Annotated in this window: 22 protein-coding genes; 12 read left to right on the top strand and 10 right to left on the bottom strand. The window is 34.5% G+C overall.

Annotated features, from left to right (window positions below):
- Nucleotides 1-43 precede the first annotated feature (43 nt).
- Both gldB and FTRAC_RS12470 read left to right on the top strand, forming a co-directional pair.
- Nucleotides 44-1,057, top strand: a complete 1,014-nt coding sequence (gene gldB, locus FTRAC_RS12475; RefSeq protein ID WP_013454617.1) for a gliding motility lipoprotein GldB — start codon at nt 44-46, stop codon at nt 1,055-1,057.
- 110 nt (nt 1,058-1,167) lie between these two features.
- Nucleotides 1,168-2,421, top strand: a complete 1,254-nt coding sequence (locus FTRAC_RS12470) for an LETM1 domain-containing protein (protein ID WP_013454616.1) — start codon at nt 1,168-1,170, stop codon at nt 2,419-2,421.
- A 61-nt stretch (nt 2,422-2,482) separates the two neighbouring features.
- Here the strand turns inward: FTRAC_RS12470 and FTRAC_RS12465 are convergent, their stop codons facing one another.
- The 5 genes from FTRAC_RS12465 to rfbB all read right to left on the bottom strand — a co-directional run bounded on the left by FTRAC_RS12465 (nt 2,483) and on the right by rfbB (nt 8,583).
- Nucleotides 2,483-3,448 (bottom strand): TerC/Alx family metal homeostasis membrane protein, encoded by a 966-nt coding sequence (locus FTRAC_RS12465; protein WP_013454615.1) that lies wholly within the window; start codon nt 3,446-3,448, stop codon nt 2,483-2,485.
- Between the two features lie 279 nt (nt 3,449-3,727).
- A complete protein-coding gene (locus FTRAC_RS12460) occupies nt 3,728-4,288 on the bottom strand; it encodes a hypothetical protein (protein ID WP_013454614.1) in 561 nt (186 codons plus the stop codon).
- Between the two features lie 474 nt (nt 4,289-4,762).
- Nucleotides 4,763-6,511, bottom strand: a complete 1,749-nt coding sequence (locus FTRAC_RS12455; RefSeq protein ID WP_013454613.1) for an ABC transporter ATP-binding protein — start codon at nt 6,509-6,511, stop codon at nt 4,763-4,765.
- Between the two features lie 59 nt (nt 6,512-6,570).
- On the bottom strand, nt 6,571-7,440 hold the full coding sequence (gene rfbA / locus FTRAC_RS12450) for a glucose-1-phosphate thymidylyltransferase RfbA (RefSeq protein WP_013454612.1): 870 nt from the start codon (nt 7,438-7,440) through the stop codon (nt 6,571-6,573).
- 87 nt (nt 7,441-7,527) lie between these two features.
- Nucleotides 7,528-8,583: a dTDP-glucose 4,6-dehydratase gene (gene rfbB / locus FTRAC_RS12445; RefSeq protein WP_013454611.1), complete on the bottom strand. Its 1,056-nt coding sequence runs from the start codon at nt 8,581-8,583 to the stop codon at nt 7,528-7,530.
- Between the two features lie 123 nt (nt 8,584-8,706).
- Here rfbB and FTRAC_RS12440 point away from each other — a divergent pair, with 123 nt between their 5' ends.
- The gene (locus FTRAC_RS12440; protein WP_013454610.1) at nt 8,707-9,786 is read left to right on the top strand and encodes a hypothetical protein; all 1,080 of its coding nucleotides are present in this window, start codon (nt 8,707-8,709) and stop codon (nt 9,784-9,786) included.
- Here the strand turns inward: FTRAC_RS12440 and rfbC are convergent.
- Complete coding sequence (gene rfbC, locus FTRAC_RS12435) at nt 9,754-10,305, bottom strand: dTDP-4-dehydrorhamnose 3,5-epimerase (protein ID WP_041649817.1); 552 nt, start codon at nt 10,303-10,305, stop codon at nt 9,754-9,756. The genes FTRAC_RS12440 and rfbC overlap by 33 nt on opposite strands.
- A gap of 79 nt (nt 10,306-10,384) precedes the next feature.
- Between rfbC and FTRAC_RS12430 the strand changes: the two genes are divergently transcribed.
- From FTRAC_RS12430 to FTRAC_RS12400, 7 genes are all read left to right on the top strand, one after another.
- Entirely contained in the window at nt 10,385-11,050 is a 666-nt protein-coding gene (locus tag FTRAC_RS12430) for a heme exporter protein CcmB (RefSeq protein WP_013454608.1), read from the top strand.
- A 102-nt stretch (nt 11,051-11,152) separates the two neighbouring features.
- Nucleotides 11,153-11,818 carry a cytochrome c biogenesis protein CcsA gene (ccsA, locus tag FTRAC_RS12425; protein WP_013454607.1) on the top strand — a complete coding sequence of 222 codons (666 nt, stop codon included), beginning with the start codon at nt 11,153-11,155 and terminating at the stop codon, nt 11,816-11,818.
- A complete protein-coding gene (locus tag FTRAC_RS12420) occupies nt 11,805-12,059 on the top strand; it encodes a CcmD family protein (RefSeq protein ID WP_013454606.1) in 255 nt (84 codons plus the stop codon). Before ccsA (FTRAC_RS12425) ends, FTRAC_RS12420 begins: the two co-directional genes overlap by 14 nt.
- A gap of 50 nt (nt 12,060-12,109) precedes the next feature.
- A complete protein-coding gene (locus FTRAC_RS12415) occupies nt 12,110-12,511 on the top strand; it encodes a cytochrome c maturation protein CcmE domain-containing protein (protein ID WP_013454605.1) in 402 nt (133 codons plus the stop codon).
- A 15-nt stretch (nt 12,512-12,526) separates the two neighbouring features.
- Complete coding sequence (gene ccsA, locus FTRAC_RS12410; protein WP_013454604.1) at nt 12,527-15,058, top strand: cytochrome c biogenesis protein CcsA; 2,532 nt, start codon at nt 12,527-12,529, stop codon at nt 15,056-15,058.
- Nucleotides 15,055-15,840 carry a Rossmann-like and DUF2520 domain-containing protein gene (locus FTRAC_RS12405; RefSeq protein WP_013454603.1) on the top strand — a complete coding sequence of 262 codons (786 nt, stop codon included), beginning with the start codon at nt 15,055-15,057 and terminating at the stop codon, nt 15,838-15,840. The genes ccsA (FTRAC_RS12410) and FTRAC_RS12405 overlap by 4 nt, the downstream gene beginning before the upstream one ends.
- Nucleotides 15,841-16,174: 334 nt before the next feature.
- Nucleotides 16,175-17,017: a geranylgeranylglycerol-phosphate geranylgeranyltransferase gene (locus tag FTRAC_RS12400; protein ID WP_013454602.1), complete on the top strand. Its 843-nt coding sequence runs from the start codon at nt 16,175-16,177 to the stop codon at nt 17,015-17,017.
- Nucleotides 17,018-17,095: 78 nt separating this feature from the next.
- Here FTRAC_RS12400 and FTRAC_RS12395 read toward each other — a convergent pair whose 3' ends face one another.
- Entirely contained in the window at nt 17,096-18,088 is a 993-nt protein-coding gene (locus tag FTRAC_RS12395) for a M28 family peptidase (RefSeq protein ID WP_013454601.1), read from the bottom strand.
- A 348-nt stretch (nt 18,089-18,436) separates the two neighbouring features.
- Here FTRAC_RS12395 and FTRAC_RS20110 point away from each other — a divergent pair, with 348 nt between their 5' ends.
- Nucleotides 18,437-18,571, top strand: a complete 135-nt coding sequence (locus tag FTRAC_RS20110; RefSeq protein ID WP_013454600.1) for a hypothetical protein — start codon at nt 18,437-18,439, stop codon at nt 18,569-18,571.
- A 58-nt stretch (nt 18,572-18,629) separates the two neighbouring features.
- Here the strand turns inward: FTRAC_RS20110 and FTRAC_RS12390 are convergent, their stop codons facing one another.
- From FTRAC_RS12390 to FTRAC_RS12380, 3 genes are all read right to left on the bottom strand, one after another.
- Complete coding sequence (locus tag FTRAC_RS12390; RefSeq protein ID WP_013454599.1) at nt 18,630-19,094, bottom strand: MaoC family dehydratase; 465 nt, start codon at nt 19,092-19,094, stop codon at nt 18,630-18,632.
- Nucleotides 19,095-19,240: 146 nt separating this feature from the next.
- On the bottom strand, nt 19,241-19,963 hold the full coding sequence (locus tag FTRAC_RS12385; RefSeq protein WP_013454598.1) for an SIMPL domain-containing protein: 723 nt from the start codon (nt 19,961-19,963) through the stop codon (nt 19,241-19,243).
- A 103-nt stretch (nt 19,964-20,066) separates the two neighbouring features.
- Nucleotides 20,067-21,071 (bottom strand): hypothetical protein, encoded by a 1,005-nt coding sequence (locus FTRAC_RS12380; protein WP_013454597.1) that lies wholly within the window; start codon nt 21,069-21,071, stop codon nt 20,067-20,069.
- A 121-nt stretch (nt 21,072-21,192) separates the two neighbouring features.
- On the opposite strand from FTRAC_RS12380, the gene FTRAC_RS12375 reads away from it, so the two are divergent.
- On the top strand, nt 21,193-22,119 hold the full coding sequence (locus tag FTRAC_RS12375; RefSeq protein WP_013454596.1) for a M20/M25/M40 family metallo-hydrolase: 927 nt from the start codon (nt 21,193-21,195) through the stop codon (nt 22,117-22,119).
- Nucleotides 22,120-22,158 lie beyond the last annotated feature (39 nt).

Genomic DNA, 22,158 nt, shown 5'->3' with positions numbered 1-22,158 from the left:
TATTTTGGGTTTTGTTATTCAAGACAAATATAAACAATGACGTATGCAAAGTAATAAATATTATATACTAACTTCTCTTATCCTCATTTTTGTTTTTTCATCGTGTAGCGACAAGGATAAATTTTGTGAAGAAGCCCCAAATATCACTAATGTAGAAGTCGATATTCCATTAAATGATCTCACAGAAGAAATGGTAGGTTTGAGAAGTCAAGAAGAAGCCCTTAATTTCATACAAGAAAATCCTTTTGTAGCAGATTACTTTTTCGAAAGAAGGAGTTATGGTGCAGATTCTATTGTTGCCAATAGAATGGTGAACATTTTCTCAAATCCTTCTTACAAAGACACTCTGTATCAACAGGTGAAAAATACCTTTGGTGAGTTTAATACTCTTAGGTCAGATTTTGAGGATGCTTTTAAATATTACAAACACTATTACCCTAATGTGGTGGTACCCAAGTTAGAAATAGTGTTGGCGGGATTACAAAAAGACCTCTTTGTATCAGATAGCCTAGTTAGCATAGCTGCAGATTATTTTTTAGGGCCAGATGCTGCGTATGTACCTAATGGAGTGCCTGAATATATATTAATGCGATATGAAAGCGAATATATTGTTCCTATGAGTATGCTTCTACTTACCCAAAAGCAAAACAAAACTGATCAAAGCGACCAAAGTCTTTTGGCAGATATGATCTTTTACGGAAAATCATACTATATGACCAAAATGACCATTCCATGTACTCCTGATTCTCTATTAATTGGATACACTGCTCAAGAAATGGAAGACATTAATAAAAATGAGCATATCATTTGGGCGAATTTTCTAGAAAATGATTTACTCTATGAAACCAGCCATTTTATGAAAAACAAGTTCATAGGGGAAAGACCAAAAACATTTGAAATCAGCCAGCAATGTCCAGGTAGGATTGGAATATGGGTAGGATGGCAAATTGTGAAATCCTATATGAAAAAAAATCCTGAAGTGACGCTTCAAGAATTGATGGAGAATACTAATGCCCAAGAGATTTTTAGTCAATCAAAATACAAGCCCAAAGGTTAGCCTTTTATGTTAGTCAGTATATTAATAATCGAAAAATACAATTTCTTAATTCCTATTGTAGAAATAATTAGCTAATTTATAAGCAATTATAAAAAGCTAAATTCTACGATATGAATCCTGCGGAAAAAGGTTGGCTAAAAGAATACTTAAAGTTTAGAGGGCCACACCCCATAGATTTGAACCAATATCATATTAAGGATCAAGATAGCTTACTTTATAAGATTGTTCAACCAACAGGCTTGATCTACGGGCATCCAATTCATGCCCCAGGAATTCAACATCCGAAAGAACAAAGATGGAATAGCTTAGGCAAAATGAAGATCGTATTGCTAGAAAGCTTTTTACACAGTGCCAGCTTAAAACAAGATAGTTTACCCCAAACAACAAATGATTGGCAAGATTTCTATATGGAAACCAGCCAATCTATTGGTCGGTTCTATTCTACTTTAGATCCCCAAATAAGAAAAAAGAAGTTTTTTATTTTCAGTAAACCAAAAATAGAAGACTCTAGATTTACAGAGCAAATTCTTCATAAAAGATTATTCTTAAAGTCGCGTTGGGATAACTTTTGGGCTAGTCTCTTTCAAAATAGTCTGCTTTTCCTTGACACCTACTATTTTGGGGAATGGCGTGCAGGTAAGTTCCACAATATGAAATGGCATAAGGATGCCATGAAAATGTTATTGCTAAAAGTTATTGCTTCAGCTGCCCATGCCAACCAAATAATTGAAAGAGAAGAACGCAATATGTTTTTTACTTTTTTGAGATCTTCAAATCTTTCGAAAGCTCAAAGCAAACAAGCCAAAGAAGCTTTTCGGGACGGGATTACGTTAGATCAAATAGACTTAAGGCAAGCTGACACTTGGTTGTTAAAAAAGTATGTACTAGAACTTGCTATTTTGATGATATGGGCAGACAAGGTTGTGAGCACCGAAGAAAGAGCATTTTTAAACAAGTTAGCAACTCGTTTAGGTTTTTCTGAAGAGGAACTTGATATCAGCTTAATTGCCATTGAATCATTTGTTATAGAAAACTGGAAAGAAGTGTATTTTCTTCAAAGCAAGCATTCCTTTCAGGTAATTAGTGACACCATCGTTCAAAGGATTTCATTTGTATTAAAAAAACACAAAGAAAGTATAGGACAAGAGATCAAGGAAAGCAAAGAACTGTGGTATTTGTTTGAGAAATCTAAAACTGAATCCTTAGATGAGGATGAAAAAGAAAAAATGAGAGTTCAATTAATCGACATCCTTAAGTCCATTCCCGCTTTTGTCATAATTGCATTACCCGGATCGTTTTTAACACTACCACTGCTGCTGAAAGTGCTGCCAAAAAGTGTATTCCCTTCCGGTTTTCAGAATTAAAATTTTCCTACTTGCTTTGCAACAATTCCTACTTTGACTACTTTTTCCCCAAATAATAATCTTATACTGTATCCTTTGAACTGCTTCTTTGTGGAATTAAAAGCGAAAGTAGAATAGAAAGCAACAAGGTAGAGAAAATCACGCTAAAGGAAACAAGGGTATTAATGTGTACATGAACGAACTCTAGTAACATTTTTGCTCCAATGAAAATCAAAATGAAAGACAACCCTTTTTGCAATAAATAGAACTTGTCAATGATTCCTGCCAATAAGAAAAATTTTGCTCTTAATCCTAAGATTGCAAATATATTGGATGTATAAAGGATAAATTCATTTTGAGTTATTGCAAAAACGGCAGGAATTGAATCAACAGCAAATATTAAATCAGTAGACTCAACCAGAAGAATCACAAGAAAAAGTGGAGTGAACAATATCATTTTCCCTCTTCTGATGACGAACTTCCCACTAAAATTACCTTTTGTAATATTGAGGTATTTCCTAGCAAATTGAATAATCACATTTTTTTCAGGATCTAAATCATCTTCTTCTTTTTGAAAGAATATTTTAACACCACTGTAAACCAAAAAGGCACCAAATATGTAAAGTATCCAATGAAATTCCGCAACTAAGAAAGCTCCTAAGAAAATGAATATCGCCCTAAAAACAATAGCACCTAAAACCCCCCAAAATAATATCTTATGGTAATATGTTTCTTCAACTTTAAAATATCTTAAGATTAATAATATCACAAAAATATTATCAACTGATAGAGCATATTCAGCAACGTATGCGGAAAAATATTCTAACATCACTACAGACCCACCATAAAACTGGTAGATTAAATATCCAAAAGCAACTGAAATTACTATCCAAAAAATAGATTGATAGGAAGCAGATTTTAAGGATACTTTTTTAGCATCTTTGTTAAAAAACCCCAAATCAAAAATGAGGAAAATAACGATAACAGCTCCAAATATACTATAAAGGACATGTTCTGTGTTATCAAAAAAACTTAAAATACTATCCATAAATTATTTAGCCCCCATTGTACCCGAAAGATAATTTATTTGTAACTTTTTATTAAATTTAATACAGAAAATTATGAATAAATTATCTAAATATTCCAGAAAGCTACATTTTATGAGCTAGACACACACTTAATAGATGTAAGTTTAAATTAAAATTACGACAACTATAGCTGCCAATTTTAGACTAATTAAAAGATTTGACGGTTAAGGTTGGGCATTTAAAAGACCAAGGGCAAGCTCATTCATTAGCTTGCCCAACATTTTTGAAGAAAGATTCCACTATTTCACCTCTACAACACTCTGATCTGATAGATTATAATATTCCATAACTGCATTATAATCACTATAATCTATAGCGTTTGCTGTTCGTCCATTGGCAAACTGACCTGGCACAACCACTACTCTGGCGATCCAGTTATCGGTAAAACTGGCTCCTAATAAATTCAAGTCAAAATTAGAATCTAAAAACAAAATCACATCAAACATTGTGAAATCATAATTATAAATTAAAGTGCCAAAATTTGTAAATTCTGTCTGAGGAAGTAATCTCCAGACATCTGTTTCATCTGCCTGAGGATCAGAATATAAAAAATACACCAAGACCTTATCTGATTCCAGCATTTGGAAATCTTCTGGAAATTCTAACAATAAGCTGTACTCGTTGGAAGCTGAAAATGTTAAATCTACATATTCAAATACAAAGGCTTCTTGACCATCCATACCATCTTCTCCTGGAGGTCCTTGTGGCCCTCTAGGGCCTGGTGCACCGTCTTGTCCATTAAATGTACAACCCCCGAAGAAAACAATACTTGCTAAAATAAAATTGAAAAGATTTTTCATGGCTTTAGATTTTTGATTACCTAAAAGTAACCAAAAAATATGCCAAAGCTCAAAAATTCCATTAAGACCACTTTTTAAGCTATGTAATTAATTTATAACTTAACTGCTAAGGAAGGACTTAATTAGCATTCCAATAAAAAGAAGTGCAAAAATTGCCCCCTTAATCAGATTGTCATTAAGCCTAGAGTTTTTCAGAATTCTAAATACATTAAATATCATGCAACAAATATAGCTTGCCGCTTACAAATCATCTAAAACTGCTATTTTACAAAGCGTAATATTTAATTCAGATTCTCTCTTTACTTCATGTTTGGTAATTTTTAGATCAAAACACTACAAGATGTTTCGATCTAAAACTCATATTAAAATAGTGCAAACAAGCATATGTTACTCTAAAACTGTCAATAAACAACAATTTTAAAGTGAAGAGTATGTTTTTAATACATGAGTAAAATACGAATGCGATTTCTCAAATCAGATTCTTGCCTGATAGGTGTAAAGGTCAAAATACCTCCCTTTTCTGTCAATCAACTCATCATGCTTGCCTCTCTCACTTATTTCTCCATCTTCTATAACTAAAATTTGATCAGCCTGTCTTATGGTGCTTAATCTGTGTGCAATTACAAAAGTGGTTTTACCTTTCATCAATTCTTTCAAACTTGATTGAATATAATGTTCGCTTTCGGTGTCCAAATTTGAAGTGGCTTCATCTAAAATTAATATTTTGGGATCTGCCAAAATAGCTCTGGCAATGGCTATTCTTTGCTGCTGCCCTCCGGATAATTTTACACCTCTTTCACCAATTTCGGTATCTAGTCCATGTTCAAATTTATCCGTAAATTGGTTGACGTAGGCAGATCTTACGGCATTCAATAATTCTGCTTCTGTTGCATCTGGTCTAGGAAACAATATGTTTTCACGTATTGTACCCTCGAAGAGAAAATCTTCTTGCAATACAACGCCCAATTTACTTCTATAACTTTCTAAAGTTATTCTCTCTAAATCATGGCCATCTACCATAATTTTTCCATCGTCTGGATTCAAAAATGAAGAAACCAAACCAGAAATAGTGCTTTTACCAGAACCCGAAGTTCCAACAAAAGCAGTAACAGAACCTGGCTTGGCTTCAAAACTAATATTTTTGACTACGTCTTTATCCTCTTCATAAGCAAAAGAAACATTTTGAAATTCAATATGCCCTTTTACTTCGTTCAATTCAATTGTTCGGTTTGGATCGTCTGTTTCAACTGGCGTATTCATAATTTCTTCTGTTCTGTCCAAACCGGCAAATGCTTCTGTCAACTGGCTTCCAATATTGCTCATTTGAACAATAGGGGCAATCATAAAACCTAAATAAAGCGTAAAGGCAAGAAAATCTCCGAAAGTCAGTTGGTCATTCATAATCATCCAACCACCAATGCCCATAATACCTGCTGAAGCCAATCCTAAAAGCAAAGTAGCTGAACTGGTAATCAAACTAGTGGCCGTCAAACTTGACTTTATATTTTTGAACAATCTATCTACTCCTTCTGCAAATACTCTAATCTCTTGAAGCTCTGCGTTAAAGCCTTTTATTACTCTTATTCCACCTAAAGTTTCGGTTAACCTACCTGTTACTTCAGCATTGATTTTACCTCTTTCCCTAAAAATGGGTCTAATTCGTCCGAAGGCTTTAAGGGAAATAAAGCCAAAAATAGCCACTGGAACCAATACATAAAGGGTCATCATAGGGCTAATGGTTATGAGGATTGCTAAACAGACTATGGAAGTCAAAATTCCACCAACCATTTGTGCCAAGCCTGTACCAACCAAATTTCTTACTCCCTCCACATCCGTCATTATTCTAGAGACCAGTTCACCTGTTTTTGCATTATCAAAATAGCGGATGGGTAACTTTAAAATATGTGACTGAACCTTTGATCTGAGCTGAGCAATAAGGTTTTGAGCCTCAACGCTTAATATCTGTGTTAAAATAAAAGAAGTGACTGACTGAATTATGAGAGCTCCAACGACAGCAAAAATCAGCCATTTTAACATTTCCATATCAGCATTTGGCACAATTTCATCCACTAATATTTTGCTGGACCCTGGCAAAACCAGTGATGCCGCTCTGCTGATAATGATAAGAACTAGGCCGATCAGAATATATTTTCTTCTAGGCCAAATAATGGTTTTAAATGCTTTAGCTAAAGTAGTTTTAGAGGATTGTTCTTGCTGTGCCATAAGTTGTTTGGAAAGCTAATACTTACGGGCAACCTCTTAAAAAGTTCAATACACAATTTTTATTTTGATTGTTTGATTAAACGCATCAAGTATTCACCATAACCACTTTTCACCAATGGTTTTGCTAATTTCTGTAATTGCTCCTTATCAATAAAGCCCATTCGGAAAGCTACCTCTTCAATACAACCAATTTTTAAACCTTGTCTTTCTTCTATTACCCTCACAAATTCTGAGGCTTGCATCAAGGATGAAAATGTTCCGGTATCCAACCAGGCGGTCCCCCTATTGAGAACACTTACTTTTAATTTACCTTCTTCCAGATATTTTTTGTTCACATCAGTGATTTCCAATTCTCCTCTCGGACTTGGTTTAATGTTTTTAGCAATATCAATCACTCGATTATCGTAAAAATAAATACCAGGTACAGCAAAAGATGATTTTGGATTTTCTGGCTTCTCTTCAATGGAAATAGCCTTGCCTTTCTCATTGAATTCCACCACCCCGTAGCGTTCCGGGTCATGAACATGATAGGCATAAACTATTCCTCCCTCGGGCTTAGTATTGGCTTGCAATAAAGTGGACATTCCAGAGCCATAAAAGATATTATCACCCAAAATGAGGGCCACATCATCAGCACCCACAAAGTTTTCCCCAATTACAAATGCTTGTGCCAGGCCTTCAGGTTTTTCTTGCACCGCATACTCAAAATTACAGCCAAGTTGAGAGCCGTCTCCCAATAATTGCTTGAAAAGACCTGTATGTTCAGGTGTTGAAATAATCAAAATATCTTTTATACCAGCTAGCATCAAAGTTGAAAGCGGATAATAAATCATCGGTTTATCATACACAGGCATCAGTTGTTTGCTCAGTGCTATAGTCAACGGATGTAATCTTGTACCCGATCCACCTGCTAATATTATTCCTTTCATATCGATAGACTTTAGAGTCTAGAAGCTAGATTCTAGACAGATTTTTATAGATCTTTGTTTATAGTTTAAGTGTCTAAATTCTAATATCTAGGTTCTTTCTTTATACATTTCATCATAGTACTTTTGATAAGCACCCGAGGTAACATTTTTCAGCCATTCCTCATTATCCAGATACCAATCAATGGTTTTGGAAATCCCTTCCTCAAACTGAAGACTCGGTTTCCAGCCCAATTCATTCATGATCTTGTTGGCATCTATGGCATATCTTAAATCATGACCGGCTCGATCTTTCACGTAGGTGATCAACTTTTCTGACGTCCCAGCCTCTCTACCTAGCTTTTCGTCCATGGTTCTACACATGACTTTAATTAAGTCTATATTTTTCCATTCGTTAAAACCACCAATATTATAGGTCTCTTTGTTTCTTCCTTTGTGATATACCAAGTCAATGGCCGTGGCGTGGTCGATCACATAAAGCCAGTCTCTGATATTCTCCCCTTTCCCGTAAACCGGTAAGGCTTTATTATTTCTTATATTATTGATAAATAATGGAATCAGCTTTTCAGGAAATTGATTCGGGCCATAGTTGTTGGAGCAGTTGCTAATCACAATCGGTAGTCCATAAGTATTCGCATAAGCTCTTACGAAGTGATCTGAACCTGCCTTAGAGGCTGAATAGGGTGACTGCGGATCATAAGAAGTTTCTTCAGTAAAAAAACCACCATCATCTACTGAACCATATACCTCATCGGTGGATACATGATAAAAACGCTTTCCTTCGAAATTTTCTTTCCATTGATCCTTTGCGGCATTCAACAAAGTCACTGTTCCAAAAATATTTGTCTTTAAAAATTCTAAAGGGTTGCTAATGGATCTATCTACATGAGATTCAGCAGCAAGATGAATCACTCCGTCAAAATCATACTTTTCAAATAAATGAAAAATGAAAGCCTCATCAGTTATATCCCCTTTTTCAAAGACGTAATTAGGTTTATCCTCAATATCTTTCAAGTTTTCCAGATTTCCTGCGTATGTCAAAGCATCCAAATTAATAATTTTATAATCTGGATATTGGTTTACGAATAATCGAACAACATGTGAGCCAATGAAGCCCGCTCCTCCTGTGACTAAGATAGTTTTCAATGCTTTTTTCTATTTAACTGAATTCAAAAATAAAGATTGTATGACAGAATCAAGGATTCATTACTGTTTTTATTTCAATAGTTGGCAAAACTTCCGTTTATTTGTAAAAATTTTTTTAAGAATATGTCAGAGGTAGATAAAACCCAGAAACCAAACAATAGCTCAGATGAAATTGATTTGAGAGAATTATTCACCGCTATTGGAAACTTCTTCAGCAATATTTTTCTAAATATCATTCTCTTTATAGTTGCAATCAAAAATGCTATTCTTAACAATATTAAGTTGATTGTCATTTTAGGGCTTTTAGGTGGGATTGGCGGTATAATAGTTCATTTTGTAACTCCAGACATCTACAAGAGTTCTATTTTACTAAGATCAACTTATTTAAGTGGTCGGTTAATGGAAAGTTCTATTGATAAATTGGATCTTTTAACTAAAGAAGATAACCGTACCCAACTTGCGAAAGTACTGAAAATCGATACTGCTACAGCCAACAACATCATTGCTTTTTCTTATGAACCATTCGTATCCGAAGAGGAAGTTATAGAGTTAGAAATTTTCAAAGAGCAATTAAGGGGGGAGATAGAAGATGAAGAGGTAATTAACCGATTTGTTGAAAGGTTGAGTATGGATAATAAATCTACCTATCGAATTTTTGTAGAAGTTTTAGATAGAAGTATTATAAATGATTTGGAAGAACCTTTGTTAAATTACTTTAAGGAGAATCCATTTGTGTCGAAGAGGCTAAAAATCCAAGAGCAGAATTTAAAACTTGAAGCCGAGAATATTGAAGGAGAGTTAGCAGAATTAGATAGCTTAAAAGAAATTCTTTTCAAAAACTTTAGAACTTTAGGAGAAAGAGATAGAGATGGCTCTAATAATGTCATTTTAGCTGACGAACAAACAACCAATCCTATATCAGTTTTCAATGAATCAAGAAAAGCCTATGAAAAGAAACTTGATATTCAGCGTCAATTATTCTTAGAACCTCAATTTGAATTAATCGATGGATTCACAGTTTATTCTCAGCCTGCCAGCGCAGGACTTATAAAATTAGGGTTTTATGGTGGATTAACCGGATTAGGTATAGCGGGTATAATTATCGCACTAAGTTTATTTCTTCAATATTTAGATAAAATTGAACAGAAAACCAGACAAGCTAAAGAAGATTTAAAAAGGCGAGCTGAAGCTAAAAAAATCTAAATTTTTCTGATCTTTTTCAGAAATAATCCTTTTCTCAGAATCAATTTTCCAATCAATATTTAAGGAGGCGTCATTGTAGATGATGCCTCTTTCATTTTCAGGGCTGTAATAATTATCGCATTTATAGAAGAATTCTGCTTCCTTACTTAAAACTGCAATACCATGGGCAAAACCTCTTGGAATGAACAGTTGTTGCTTATTTTCAGCAGAAAGGTGAATAGAAAATGATTTTCCGAAAGTAGGCTTGTCTTTTCTTAAATCTACCACCACGTCTAATACTTCCCCTCTCAGAACCCTAACTAATTTAGCTTGTGCCATCGGAGGAACTTGCATATGTAGTCCACGAATTACTCCATGTAGTGAGCGAGATTGATTATCTTGAACGAATTCACATTTAATACCTGTCGCATCTTCGAATTTCTTTTGATGAAAACTTTCAAAAAAATAGCCTCTTGAGTCCTCGTAAACAGTGGGTTCAATGATAAATAAGTCATCAAAATCGGTCGGTGTAATGTTCATGATTAAATTTTTGCGCAAATTAAGCACAACATTCGGTTTTTACCATGTCTTATTAGGCTTTATCTATTAAATTTGCAGCGTGATAAAACAAGTGATATCCATTTTTGAAAAAGAAGTGAAATTAGAATGGCGAAATAAAACCGCATTCAATGGAATATTGCTGTATTTGGTCAGTACCATTTTCATCTGCTACTTAAGCTTCAATTTGAAGACAGGGCAGATGCAGAGTATAACTTGGAATGCATTGTTTTGGATTATCATTGTTTTTGCTAATATCAATGGAGTTGCCAAAAGTTTCTTGCAAGAAGGCGAGGGCAGGATGCTGTATTACTACAGCTTATGTAAACCACAGGTAATCCTAAGTGGTAAGCTTATTTTCAATATTTTGCTCTCGGTTTTGATTGCCTTAATTGGCTTTTCAGTCTATGCGCTAATTCTGGGAAACCCAGTCTCGAATTATGTCTACTTCCTTTTAACTATATTATTTGCTTCCATTGGGTTTTCAGGCGTCTTAACTTTGGTTTCTGGGATTGTCTCCAAAGCCAATAATAGTACAGCACTTATGGCAGTATTAAGTTTCCCAATTTTATTGCCCATATTGTTGATGTCTGTAAGGCTTTCTGAAAATGCAATAGACGGAATTAACATTAGCTTAATGAATGACAAACTGTTTACTTTAATATCCGTAGATGCAATTGTTATCACTACGGCATATATTTTATTTCCTTTTATCTGGAGAAATTAAATAGAGCCTATTAGGCAAATACAAGAGATGAACTTGTCTCTGCTTGATAATGAGGACCAACTAATAAGTGTTTGTTAGATTTATTATTATTCTATATATGAAATGAGAAAAACTTGGTGGAAAATTATAGGGGTTGCGTTGGTGTTTTACACACTTATCGCTGGATTACTCATCGAAGCTCCTCGACTAGCAATTTTAAATGAAACCATCCGCGCCATGCATTTTCATGTGCCTATGTGGTTTGGAATGGTGATTATGTTGACTGCCTCTGCAGTGTTTTCTATAAGATATTTAAGGACTGGTAATTTAAAATACGATACCTATGCAATAGAGCTCGTAAACACTTCTATTCTTTTTGGAATACTTGGTTTAGCTACAGGAATGATTTGGGCAAATTACACCTGGGGAGCACCATGGAGCGGAGATCCAAAGCAAAATGCTTCTGCAATCGGAATGCTAATTTATTTTGCCTACATCCTTTTACGAAATTCCATAACCGACCCCCAACAAAAAGCTAAAATTGGAGCAGTTTATAATATTTTTGCCTACGCCACCTTAATTCCCTTACTATTCATTTTACCACGATTGACGGATTCTTTACATCCAGGAAATGGAGGGAATCCGGGTTTTAATGCTTACGAGTTAGACGGAAGATTAAGAATGGTTTTTTATCCTGCCGTAATAGGATGGACATTATTGGGCGTTTGGCTGACGGAATTAAGAATTAGATTATCATTTATAAAATCGAAATTTGATGAAGAAGATTAAATATATATTGGTTTTTGCATTGCTCATGGTAAGTTTAGGCTTATCTGCGCAAAAGACTGAAATAGCAGAAGAGGACTATTCCAATTCTCAAATTGAAATGGCAGATAGCATGAGAGCCGATGGAAAAATATACGTTTTGGTGGCCATTATCGTAACACTTTTTGCGGGATTTATGATTTATGTTATCATGACCGAACGAAAAGTAAAAAAATTAGAAAAATCATTAAAAGAGAGGGAATAAAGAATTTTTTAGACAGTACCTTTGTTTCAATCGGAGAATAAATTTTAGTTATGAAGAAGTCTTATATTTTTGGCATAATTGTAATCGCAGCCGCTATTATGATGATTGTTTCCACTGCGGGTGATGCCAGTTCCTATGTTACTTTCAAAGATGCCCACGACATGGCATTGGATGGAAATAATACAAAAATCCACGTGGTGGGTGAATTAAAGAAAAGCGCTGAAGGTGAAATTATTGGCTTAAACCCATCTGATGATAAACTTTCATTTACATTTATGATGGTAGATGAAAATGGAATAGAACAAGAAGTATTTTACAATGAACCTATGCCAGCAGATTTCAAGCGCTCGGAGCAAGTGGTGGTGATTGGTTCATTCCAAAAAGGGACTTTTGTTGCCGATAAAATTTTAATGAAGTGCCCGTCAAAATATCAAGAAGAAACAGTTATTTAATTTGATTCATAAAATATGATACATACTACAATAGGTGACATTGGTCACCTTTTTGTTATTATAAGCTTTGTAGCCGCCCTTATTTCCATATTTAACTTTTACAAAGCAGAAAAAAGCCCCTTGCCTGAAATGCAAAAAGGCTGGATGAAAAATGGGCAAATTACTTATATCATTCATGGCTTAGCGGTTTTCGGCATTGTCATTACGCTCTTTACCATCATTTCCAATCATTACTATGAATATTTTTATGCTTGGAGCCACTCTTCTAAAGTGCTTCCAGTAGAATATATCATTTCTTCGTTCTGGGAAGGACAGGAAGGTAGTTTCTTGCTTTGGTCTTTCTGGAATGTCCTTTTAGGTTTTATCATATTACTGACCAATAAAAAATGGGCTCCATCTGTGATGGTCAGCTTTTCAGTGGTGCAAGCTTTCCTAGCTTCCATGATTTTGGGCGTGGTGATTGGTGATTTTAAAATTGGTAGTTCTCCTTTCATTTTATTAAGAGATGCAATGGATGCCCCAATTTTCAACATCAATCCTGATTACGTTCCTGAGGACGGGACAGGTCTTAATCCTTTATTGCAAAACTATTGGATGGTGATTCACCCGCCCGTATTATTCTTGGGTTATGCTACCACTTTAATTCCATTTGCCTATGCCATCGCTGGGTTATGGAAAAAAGATTTTAAAGGTTGGGTTCGGCCTGCTCTACCATGGGCTTTATTCTCCGCTTCTATTTTAGGTGTAGGGATTTTAATGGGTGGTTATTGGGCTTATGAAACTTTAAACTTTGAAGGTTTTTGGAATTGGGATCCAGTTGAAAATGCTTCTTTGGTGCCTTGGCTTGTTTTAGTGGCCAGTATTCACACCATGATTACCTATAAAAAGAGCGAAACTGCACTGAAAGCTTCTATTATTTTGGTGCTTTCAGTTTTTCTCATGGTTTTATACGCTACATTCATGGTAAGAAGTGGAGTGCTAGGTGAATCATCTGTACACTCATTCACTGATTTAGGCTTGTCAGGCCAATTGCTTTTATACTTATTAAGTTTCTTAATTGTCTCGATTGTATTGGCAGTAGTTCGTTGGAAACATATTCCATCTACAGAGAAAGAAGTTTCTACCTATTCCAGAGAATTCTGGATTTTTATGGGAGCCACTTTATTATGTTTAATGGGCTTTCAAATATTATTGCCAACCTCTATTCCAGTTTATAATTCTATCATTCAATCATTCGGAGGCATTTCTAATTTAGCGCCTCCAGCTGATCAAATTGCTTTTTACACCAAATGGCAAATGTGGTTCGCAATAGGATTAGCGATTTTATCTGGAACCGGTCAGTTTTTCTGGTGGCAGAAGATGAAAAAATCAGAAGTGAAGGAGTCCCTTTTGTTTCCAATTTTGATCACATTAGTAGTTTCTGCATTAATTATTGTATTAGGCAGAATTACAAATATTCCATATATCTTATTAATTATTGCATCAATTTATACGATAGCGGCAAATGCTAAAATCTTCATAAAAATTGTAAGAAGTAATTATAAGCTTTCAGGAGGTGCCATTGCGCATATTGGCATAGGAATGATGCTATTGGGAATATTATTCTCGACAGGTTATTCAAGAACCATTTCTTTGAATGAAACTGGATTATTATTAACCAATTCGGAAGAAGTAGAGGACAACTTTAATCAGGAAAATATTCCACTATTCATTAACGACCCACAAACGATGGGCGAATATACCTTAACTTACAAAGGGCGGTTTTTTGAAACTTATGATGGAGGATATGTAAAAGCCGGTTATTTGGAAAATACTCCAGATGAAAACTCAAAGATTGTCAAAAGAAAAATCCAGCGAGAAGATGAAAGTTTGAATGTGGGGGATACATTACAAGTTTATGGAGCTAACCATTACTATAAAGTAGATTATTTGCATGCGAACGGAGATAAATTTTCTCTTTTCCCTCGTGCTCAAATTAATGCTGATATGGGCGGACTGATTTCTTCTCCGGACATTAAAAGAAAACTCACTAAAGATTTATACACACACGTTTCTTCCGTTCCAGACCCCACTCAAGAAATTGAATGGTCTGAAGCTAAGGAAATGGAAGTTACCTTTGGCGAGAAGTTTTTCTTGAATGACTTTGTCACTGTTTTGGAAGAGGTAAATAGAGTGGATGAAATCGAGGGTGAAAAATTGAAAGGAAATGATCTAGCTGTAAGAGCTACGATAAAAGTGTATGGAGATGGAGAAGATTATATCCTAAATCCATATTACCTAATTCGTGATAATATGGCAGGCAGAATCTCTGATGAAAATAGGGAAATCGGTGTGAAGTTGAATATCGAAAATATCAAACCTGAATCCAATACTTTTACGCTTTCAGTAAGAACTACTCAAAAAGATTATATCATCCTAAAAGCACTTGAAAAACCATTGATAAATCTCCTTTGGATTGGCACCTTGGTGTTGACTATTGGTTTTGGAATGGCAATTTATAGAAGATATTCGGAATTTTATAAAATGAAGCGTAAAGGCTTAGAGTGAAAAATGCAGCTTACCATATCAGTTTTATAGGTGCAGGAAATGTAGCCTGGCATTTGGCACCTGCCCTTGAAAACGTTGGCCATTTTGTGAATGAAGTCTATACGCCTGATGGAAAATCAGCTAAGAAATTGGTGGGTAATCTGTATAATGCAAAGATTAAAGAAAGCTTAGATTTTTCAGATAGCCCATCACAAATTTTCATTTTAGCTGTTCCAGATGATGCTATCCAAAGCATTGCACAAGAAATTAAACTGCCTGAACAAAGCTTAATGGTGCATACATCAGGTAGCAAAGGTCTGGATGCAATGGAATATTCATCAGCAGCTGCAACAGGTGTCTTCTATCCTTTGCAAACATTTTCTAAAAGCAAAAAACTAGATTTTGAAAGAATTCCATTTCTGTTAGAAAGTGAAAATAAGGAGGCTTTAAAAATCTTAAATATTCTCGCAAAATCTTTAAGCAAGAACATTAAAATTGTTTCTACTGCACAAAGAAAGCAAATGCATTTGGCGGCAGTTTTTGCTTGCAATTTCACCAATCACATGATGAGCATTTCTGAGAATATCATGAAAAATGCTCAGCTGGATTTTTCTTTGCTTCATCCACTGGTTTTGGAAACTATAGAAAAAGCACTAAAACATTCTCCGAAATCTGTACAAACCGGTCCAGCTAAAAGAGGTGATCTGGAAACTTTGGATAAGCATATGGAAATGCTTCAAAGCGATGAAAATGTGCAGGAAATTTACAGATTGATTAGCCAGAATATTTTGGATAACCAGTGAGAATGTATCGTTTGGAAAAATAGCCAAGGTTATTTTCTATTGTGTTCTCTTGTTTCTCGTATGTTTGATTCTTGATTAGGTTGGGAGAAAAGGCATGACAGTGAAATAATCAGCTGTATATGGTTAATTATTGACCTTTGTGAATGCCTCTGCGGCACTTAGTGGTTAAAGTAATAGTAGCCTTTGGCTACCTTTTGTTTTGTGGTGGGAATGTGCTACTGACATTGAGAACATGATAATTTCCGAAAAATAAAAGACGGCCTATTAGGACAAAAGAAATTGAATGGTGAAATTTAAAAAGTAAAATCAGTTCACGCTATAAATGACACAGCAGTTGCCCAAAAACTTTTCATTTCCAGGTTTTGTAAAGCTGATTCGAATTCAAAATCTGCTCATTATAGTGCTTACTCAATACCTTACAGCATTATTTTTATTGGATGGAATTTCTGTCTTCAATCTTGAACTCTTTCTTCTGAGCTTAAGCACTGTTTTTCTAGCAGCAGCTGGATATATCATTAATGATTATTATGATGTAAAAATTGATTACATCAATAAGCCCGAAAAAGTTATAGTCGGGAAGGTGATTAAACGAAGAGTTGTCCTATTTTGGCATACTTTCTTGAATTTTGCCGCCATTATTATCGGTACATTATTGGATTGGAAGATTGGAGCGATTCACTTTGGAGCTGCTTTTATGCTTTGGCTGTATTCTAATCAATTGAAGAGATTGCCCTTTATTGGGAATTTTATAGTAGCAGCATTAACAGGACTTTCAATATCGATCATTTCTCTATATTTTGGGCAAAAACCTGTTTTAGTTCATACTTATGCTCTTTTTGCATTTGCCATCAGCCTGATTCGTGAAATCGTAAAAGACATGGAAGACTGGAAAGGAGATGCCAATTTTGGTTGTAAAACACTGCCGATTATTTGGGGGGTTCGAAAGACTAAACTGCTATTGTATATTCTTATTGCAGTTTTCTACTTCCTAATTTTTTATATGACTCAATTTCTTGAAAATGATATTCTATATTTCTATTTCTCAGGGTTAACACTTTTTGTTATCTATTTTATTCACAAATTAAGTCTTGCCGATACTATTAAACATTATCATTTCTTGAGCAACTTCTGTAAGGTTATTATGTTGAGTGGTATATTAAGTATGCTATTTTTCTAGCAGAACTTAAGGTTACATTTTAGCTCATAAAGTAATCTTATAATACTGAAAACTCCTTTTATTTAGTTAAGGGTGACTTTATTCTTCATAAATAACCTGCAGTAAAGTTTGCCCGACTGCCTTTAAAGTTTCCTGCGATATAATATCCATATTGTCCTTATGGGTATGGTGGAAATCAGGGAAAAAATCCCCTGAGGTTGGTTCGTGCGCAATGATATCTATCATTGGAATTTTACCAAATTCATTTACAAAGTAATGGTCATCTGTGATCGGACCAACACGATTATTAATAAAATACCGACCAAAGCCAATTTGATCAGCTGTATTCCATACTTTCTCAACTATACTAGGAGCATATTTCATGGAATAACCCTCTTTATGAAACTGCGCATTAACTCCACCTACCATATCCAATAAAATTCCATAATATGCTGAATAACCTGGCACATGCTTATTTTTGCTCCAATGCTGTGAGCCTAAACACCACCAAGTTTTGGATGGATCGTTAGTGGATAATCCGTAAGGCTCGCCATTATCTTCACCATCAAAAAATATCACATCTACCCCAACATTAGGTTTGTTTTCAGCCTTTTGAATAGCATTAATCACTTCTAAGATTACACCAACACCACTTCCGCCATCATTTGCTCCATCTATTGGCTCATCTTTTCGTTCAGCATCCTTATCCGCTATTTTTCGAGTATCCCAATGTGCAGCTAATATAATACGTTTCTTTTTCTCCGGTTGAATGGAAGCAATTATATTGGTTAGATTCCAGATTTCTCCATCATAAGTGTCTGCTTCAAATTTTTGAGTTTGTACTTTTGCACCAAAACTTTCCAATTGATTTACGATATACTTTTCAGTTGCAGCATGAGGTGGAGTATTAGGAACTCTTGGGCCAAAATTCACTTGTTCTTGAACATACTGATAAGCATTTCCGCCACTAAAAGAAGGAACTTGTAAATCCTTTTCCGCGGATTCTCCTAAAGTTTCTTCCTTCTTTTCTTTAGAAGTGTCACAGGAAATGAGAAATAAGGCAATAAATACGGATGAAATGATGTTTTTCATATATGTGTTTTTTCAAAATTAAGAATTTAGAAATTTTGATTTAAATTTTACTTAAAAATTATAATATTGATAAATAAATAACACTCGCTTTGATGTATTATTTTATACGCAAATGTAAACTTTATTAGTCTTGCTACGGTTAAAAGTTTAACCTTACAGCCTAATGAAAAAGATAAATTTTTTTAATCTTGTGATTTTAAGGCTTTGTTGTTGAAAATTTACCGTTTATCGATTATAGTTTCCAGCAGACATATTAATCGAGAAGAAGTAACAAATCAGCCAATCCGTCTTTTTTCTAAAATAATATCCAACTAAATTTGTGTTATAAATCTTTAAAATAAGAACCAGATGAAAAAATCTATCAAATTATTCGCAGCAATATCAGGATTAATACTTTTTGCTTCAGCATGTGCACAGAGAACATGTCCAACTTATGCCTCTGAAGAAGTTAAAAAAGACAGCAACATAGAAGCTACTGTCTAAGTATCTCTTTTCAAAAAATCCTTTTCTATTTAATTATATTGTATTTTTCTGATACATCTTATTTATTGAAATGATATAAAAATATGAGTGATGCTGTATAAGCATGCTTTTTCTCATCTTTGATTTCCATTACAATATCAATTTGAGCTTTGCTCACCCCTCGTAAATCTACTATAGAATTTAGACTTGCTTTTAACCTTACCGCTGAACCAACTTTCACAGCCTGATTGAATTTCATTTTTTCAATTCCATAGTTAATCATCATTTTCAGATTTGTAACATGGGCAATTTGCTCCCAAAGATATGGTGCTAATGACAGCGTTAAATACCCATGTGCAATTGTGCCCCCAAAGGGACTTTTGGCAGCTCTTTCTTCATCCAAATGAATCCATTGGTGGTCAAGAGTGGCATCGGCAAATTGATTCACTTGATTTTGGTCAATTGTATGCCAATCAGAGACGCCTAATTCTTGTCCCTCATAGGCTTTAAAATCTTCATAGCTACTGATTTCTATTGGTTGCATAGTAAAAGTTTTTATATTGATTCTGAAATTTCATCACTTACAAAATCATCATTTGACATTGCCTGTCAAAGGTTTAGATGATCTTTCTTACTACTGCCTGATAGGCACTAGTATTTTCAGCTGCAATATATAAGCTTATTTACAATTTACTGAATCAAAAAGACAATATGTACTTCTGCTTTTAATTTGATATTCTTAAAGTCTAAGTCAGATTCCATTGAAGCACTTTCATCAGCCGATGCTGACATCATACGGTTGTTTTGATAGGATTTATAATAAATAGGTTGAAAATTTTGTTGGTTTTCATTCACCTCCATTACTTTTCCTACTTTTTCATTGAGTGGTTTTAGCAAAGCTTCTGCTTTTTCTTTAGCATTTTTAACCGCCTCCACTTGTAATTCTTGGTTAAGTTCTTGTAATCTAGAATGAGTATATTGACTTACACGTACATACTCAATTGCCTTCGGATCAATTTTGGAGAGAATTACATTTAATTTTTTGGCATCAGGTAATTTAAGCTGAAACTGTTTTCTTGCCATAAAGTCTTTGTTTTCTGTCTTTTTGTTCCAGCTGTAATTGTAGCCATATACATTTTCAACAGTCAAGCTTTCCTTTTCTATTCCTGCTTTTTCAACTGCGGTGACTAATTGATTCTCCAACTCATTCATTTCGAATTTGCTGCCCGTTTTTAATTGATATTCTTTTAAAGAAATAGTGAAATAAATAATATCTGGCTGGATTTCCTTTTCAGCTAATCCACTTACAGAAATGGTTCTTAGGTTATTACCTGATGATTTATCTTGTGCTCTCAAAATCGGAGTCACATACATCAATAAAATGGCGAAAATAAATGCACTGAGCTTTTTCATATTTTATAATAAATTTTGAAAGATTTAATCTTCATTATCAAAACCCGTGCCTCTTATCCCAGCAATACATTTAAGTTCCTGTGAAACTATAGTTTAGAAAGAATTACTTCTGCAATTTAGCTTTTAAGTTCTCCACATGATTGATAAGTGCTTCCTGCCAGGTTTTGCCTGCATCCCAGCTGTCTCCCAAATAAATATCTTTAGTATATAGCTGCTGTACATAATATTTATGAACATGTTCATCTATTCGGTATTTCATTACCTTTTCATTCTCACCTTTTCTAACCGAAATCAACAGTGTTTCGCCCTCCGCTAAGTTGTAGCCCAACATTCTACGGAGGCTTTCTCCATTATTTTGCAATTTCTTGAGCACCATCAAATAGCCTTCACTTATCATATCATCAGCACTCATTGCAGGGTCAACCAAGCCATATTTAAAAGGATAATGCTGTTTCATAATAGAATCTAACTCCTCATTAGCTTTTTCCACATTTACATCAAGCATTATATTCTCTTCAAATTTAGGCACCGCCAACTTATCTATCCTTATATCAGGATTAAAACTGGCGACCCTTCTAGATTTTATAACATTGGTTCTTTTGAAAGTTTCGGGTACATCAATAATAAGGAAGTTTTCTCTTTCCAAACCTGATTTATTCACTAATATTTCTAAATCAGCACCCAACTCTTTTAAAGAATTCGCCTTCATAAAAAAAGCCTGCATTCCTTTTTGGAAGAATCCTCCTTCCTCGGGTATTTTGGTTGCATAAAGCTCAAATCCATCATCAGATTGATGGACTATAAGCATGTTTTTTATGCTTCTTTGAGTAATGTCAGCATAGAATGCAGTGGTAGCATCTTCCCCGGACATTATATCAGACAAAGCATAGTAGGCTACTGCATCTACTCCAATCTCAATGAAACTATTATGAATTTTTTGTGCTTCTTCCTCCCAATTTAGGGAATTTACATTCATAAAAACCACAGCCCTTTTGCTAAGAAGATCGGTAGGCAGTTGACTGCCTTTATTCAAAAAGGGAAAAGGCTCCTGAGAAAAGCCCATCAGGCTTGAAAAAACTAATAAAACAGTAAATATGTAGTGTCGCATAAAATTAATTTCCAGGGAAAATTAAATATTTTTGGATAATCAGCTGAATCTTAACGTCATTATCTATAAATTTATTCTTTATCATCCAAAACGGAACAATATAACAGAACCTTTTTTTAAAATGAAGTTATTGAAATTTTACCTTGTTTTTATTGCCGTGTTGATTGCACAGCCGAGCTTTGCCCAAAAAGATTCAACCTTAGTTTTTCCTGATTCTAGCAAGGTAATGAATGATTTGTATTTCTTAGCATCAGATTCTTTGCAAGGCAGAAAAACCAACACAATGGGCAATGAAATAGCTAGAAAATATATCATTCAAAGATTGCAAAAACTAGGAGTTTCCGCCTATGTTCAAGACTATACACAATCATTTACTTTTGGAAAAGACATGATTTCAGCTGTTAACGTTCTAGGATTTATTGAAGGATATTCAGGTGAAGACTTTATAGTAATTTCTGCACATTATGATCATGTTGGCATGAAAGATAGCACAAAAATCTATAATGGAGCAGATGATAATGCCAGTGGAATAACTGCACTTTTATCTTTAGCTGAATACTTCAGAGAAAACCAGCCTGAAAACAATTTACTCTTTGCCTTTTTTGATGCAGAAGAAATGGGATTGCAAGGTGCAAAACATTTTATGCAGTCTGTTGTAGTGGATACCAGTAAAATTATAATGAATGTTAATCTGGATATGGTAAGTCGTGGCGATAAAAACGAATTATATGTAGTAGGTACCTATTTCACTCCTTTTTTAAAACCCTTGATAACAGAAGCTGCAAAAGACAAAAGTATTAAATTGTTATTTGGGAGGGATGAACCCAAGAAAAAACCTAATTGGGTTACTGCTTCTGACCATGCTCCTTTTCATAAGGCTAAAATCCCATTTATTTACTTTGGAGTTGATGATCATCCTGATTACCATAAAATAACCGATACTGCGGATAAAATTAACCCCGATTTTTATTTGGAAGCCATTCGTCTGATTAAAGAGGCAGTCGAAATTTTTGATGCTAATTTGGGCGAGATTGTTTATGGTAAATAATGTTTTGAGGCATTATACTTTTTTCCTTCATAATAATTT

Source organism: Marivirga tractuosa DSM 4126, from assembly GCF_000183425.1.
GTDB classification, from domain to species: Bacteria; Bacteroidota; Bacteroidia; order Cytophagales; family Cyclobacteriaceae; genus Marivirga; species Marivirga tractuosa.
Note: the sequence above shows the minus strand (reverse complement) of the source record. Positions and strands in the feature narration are given on the sequence as shown.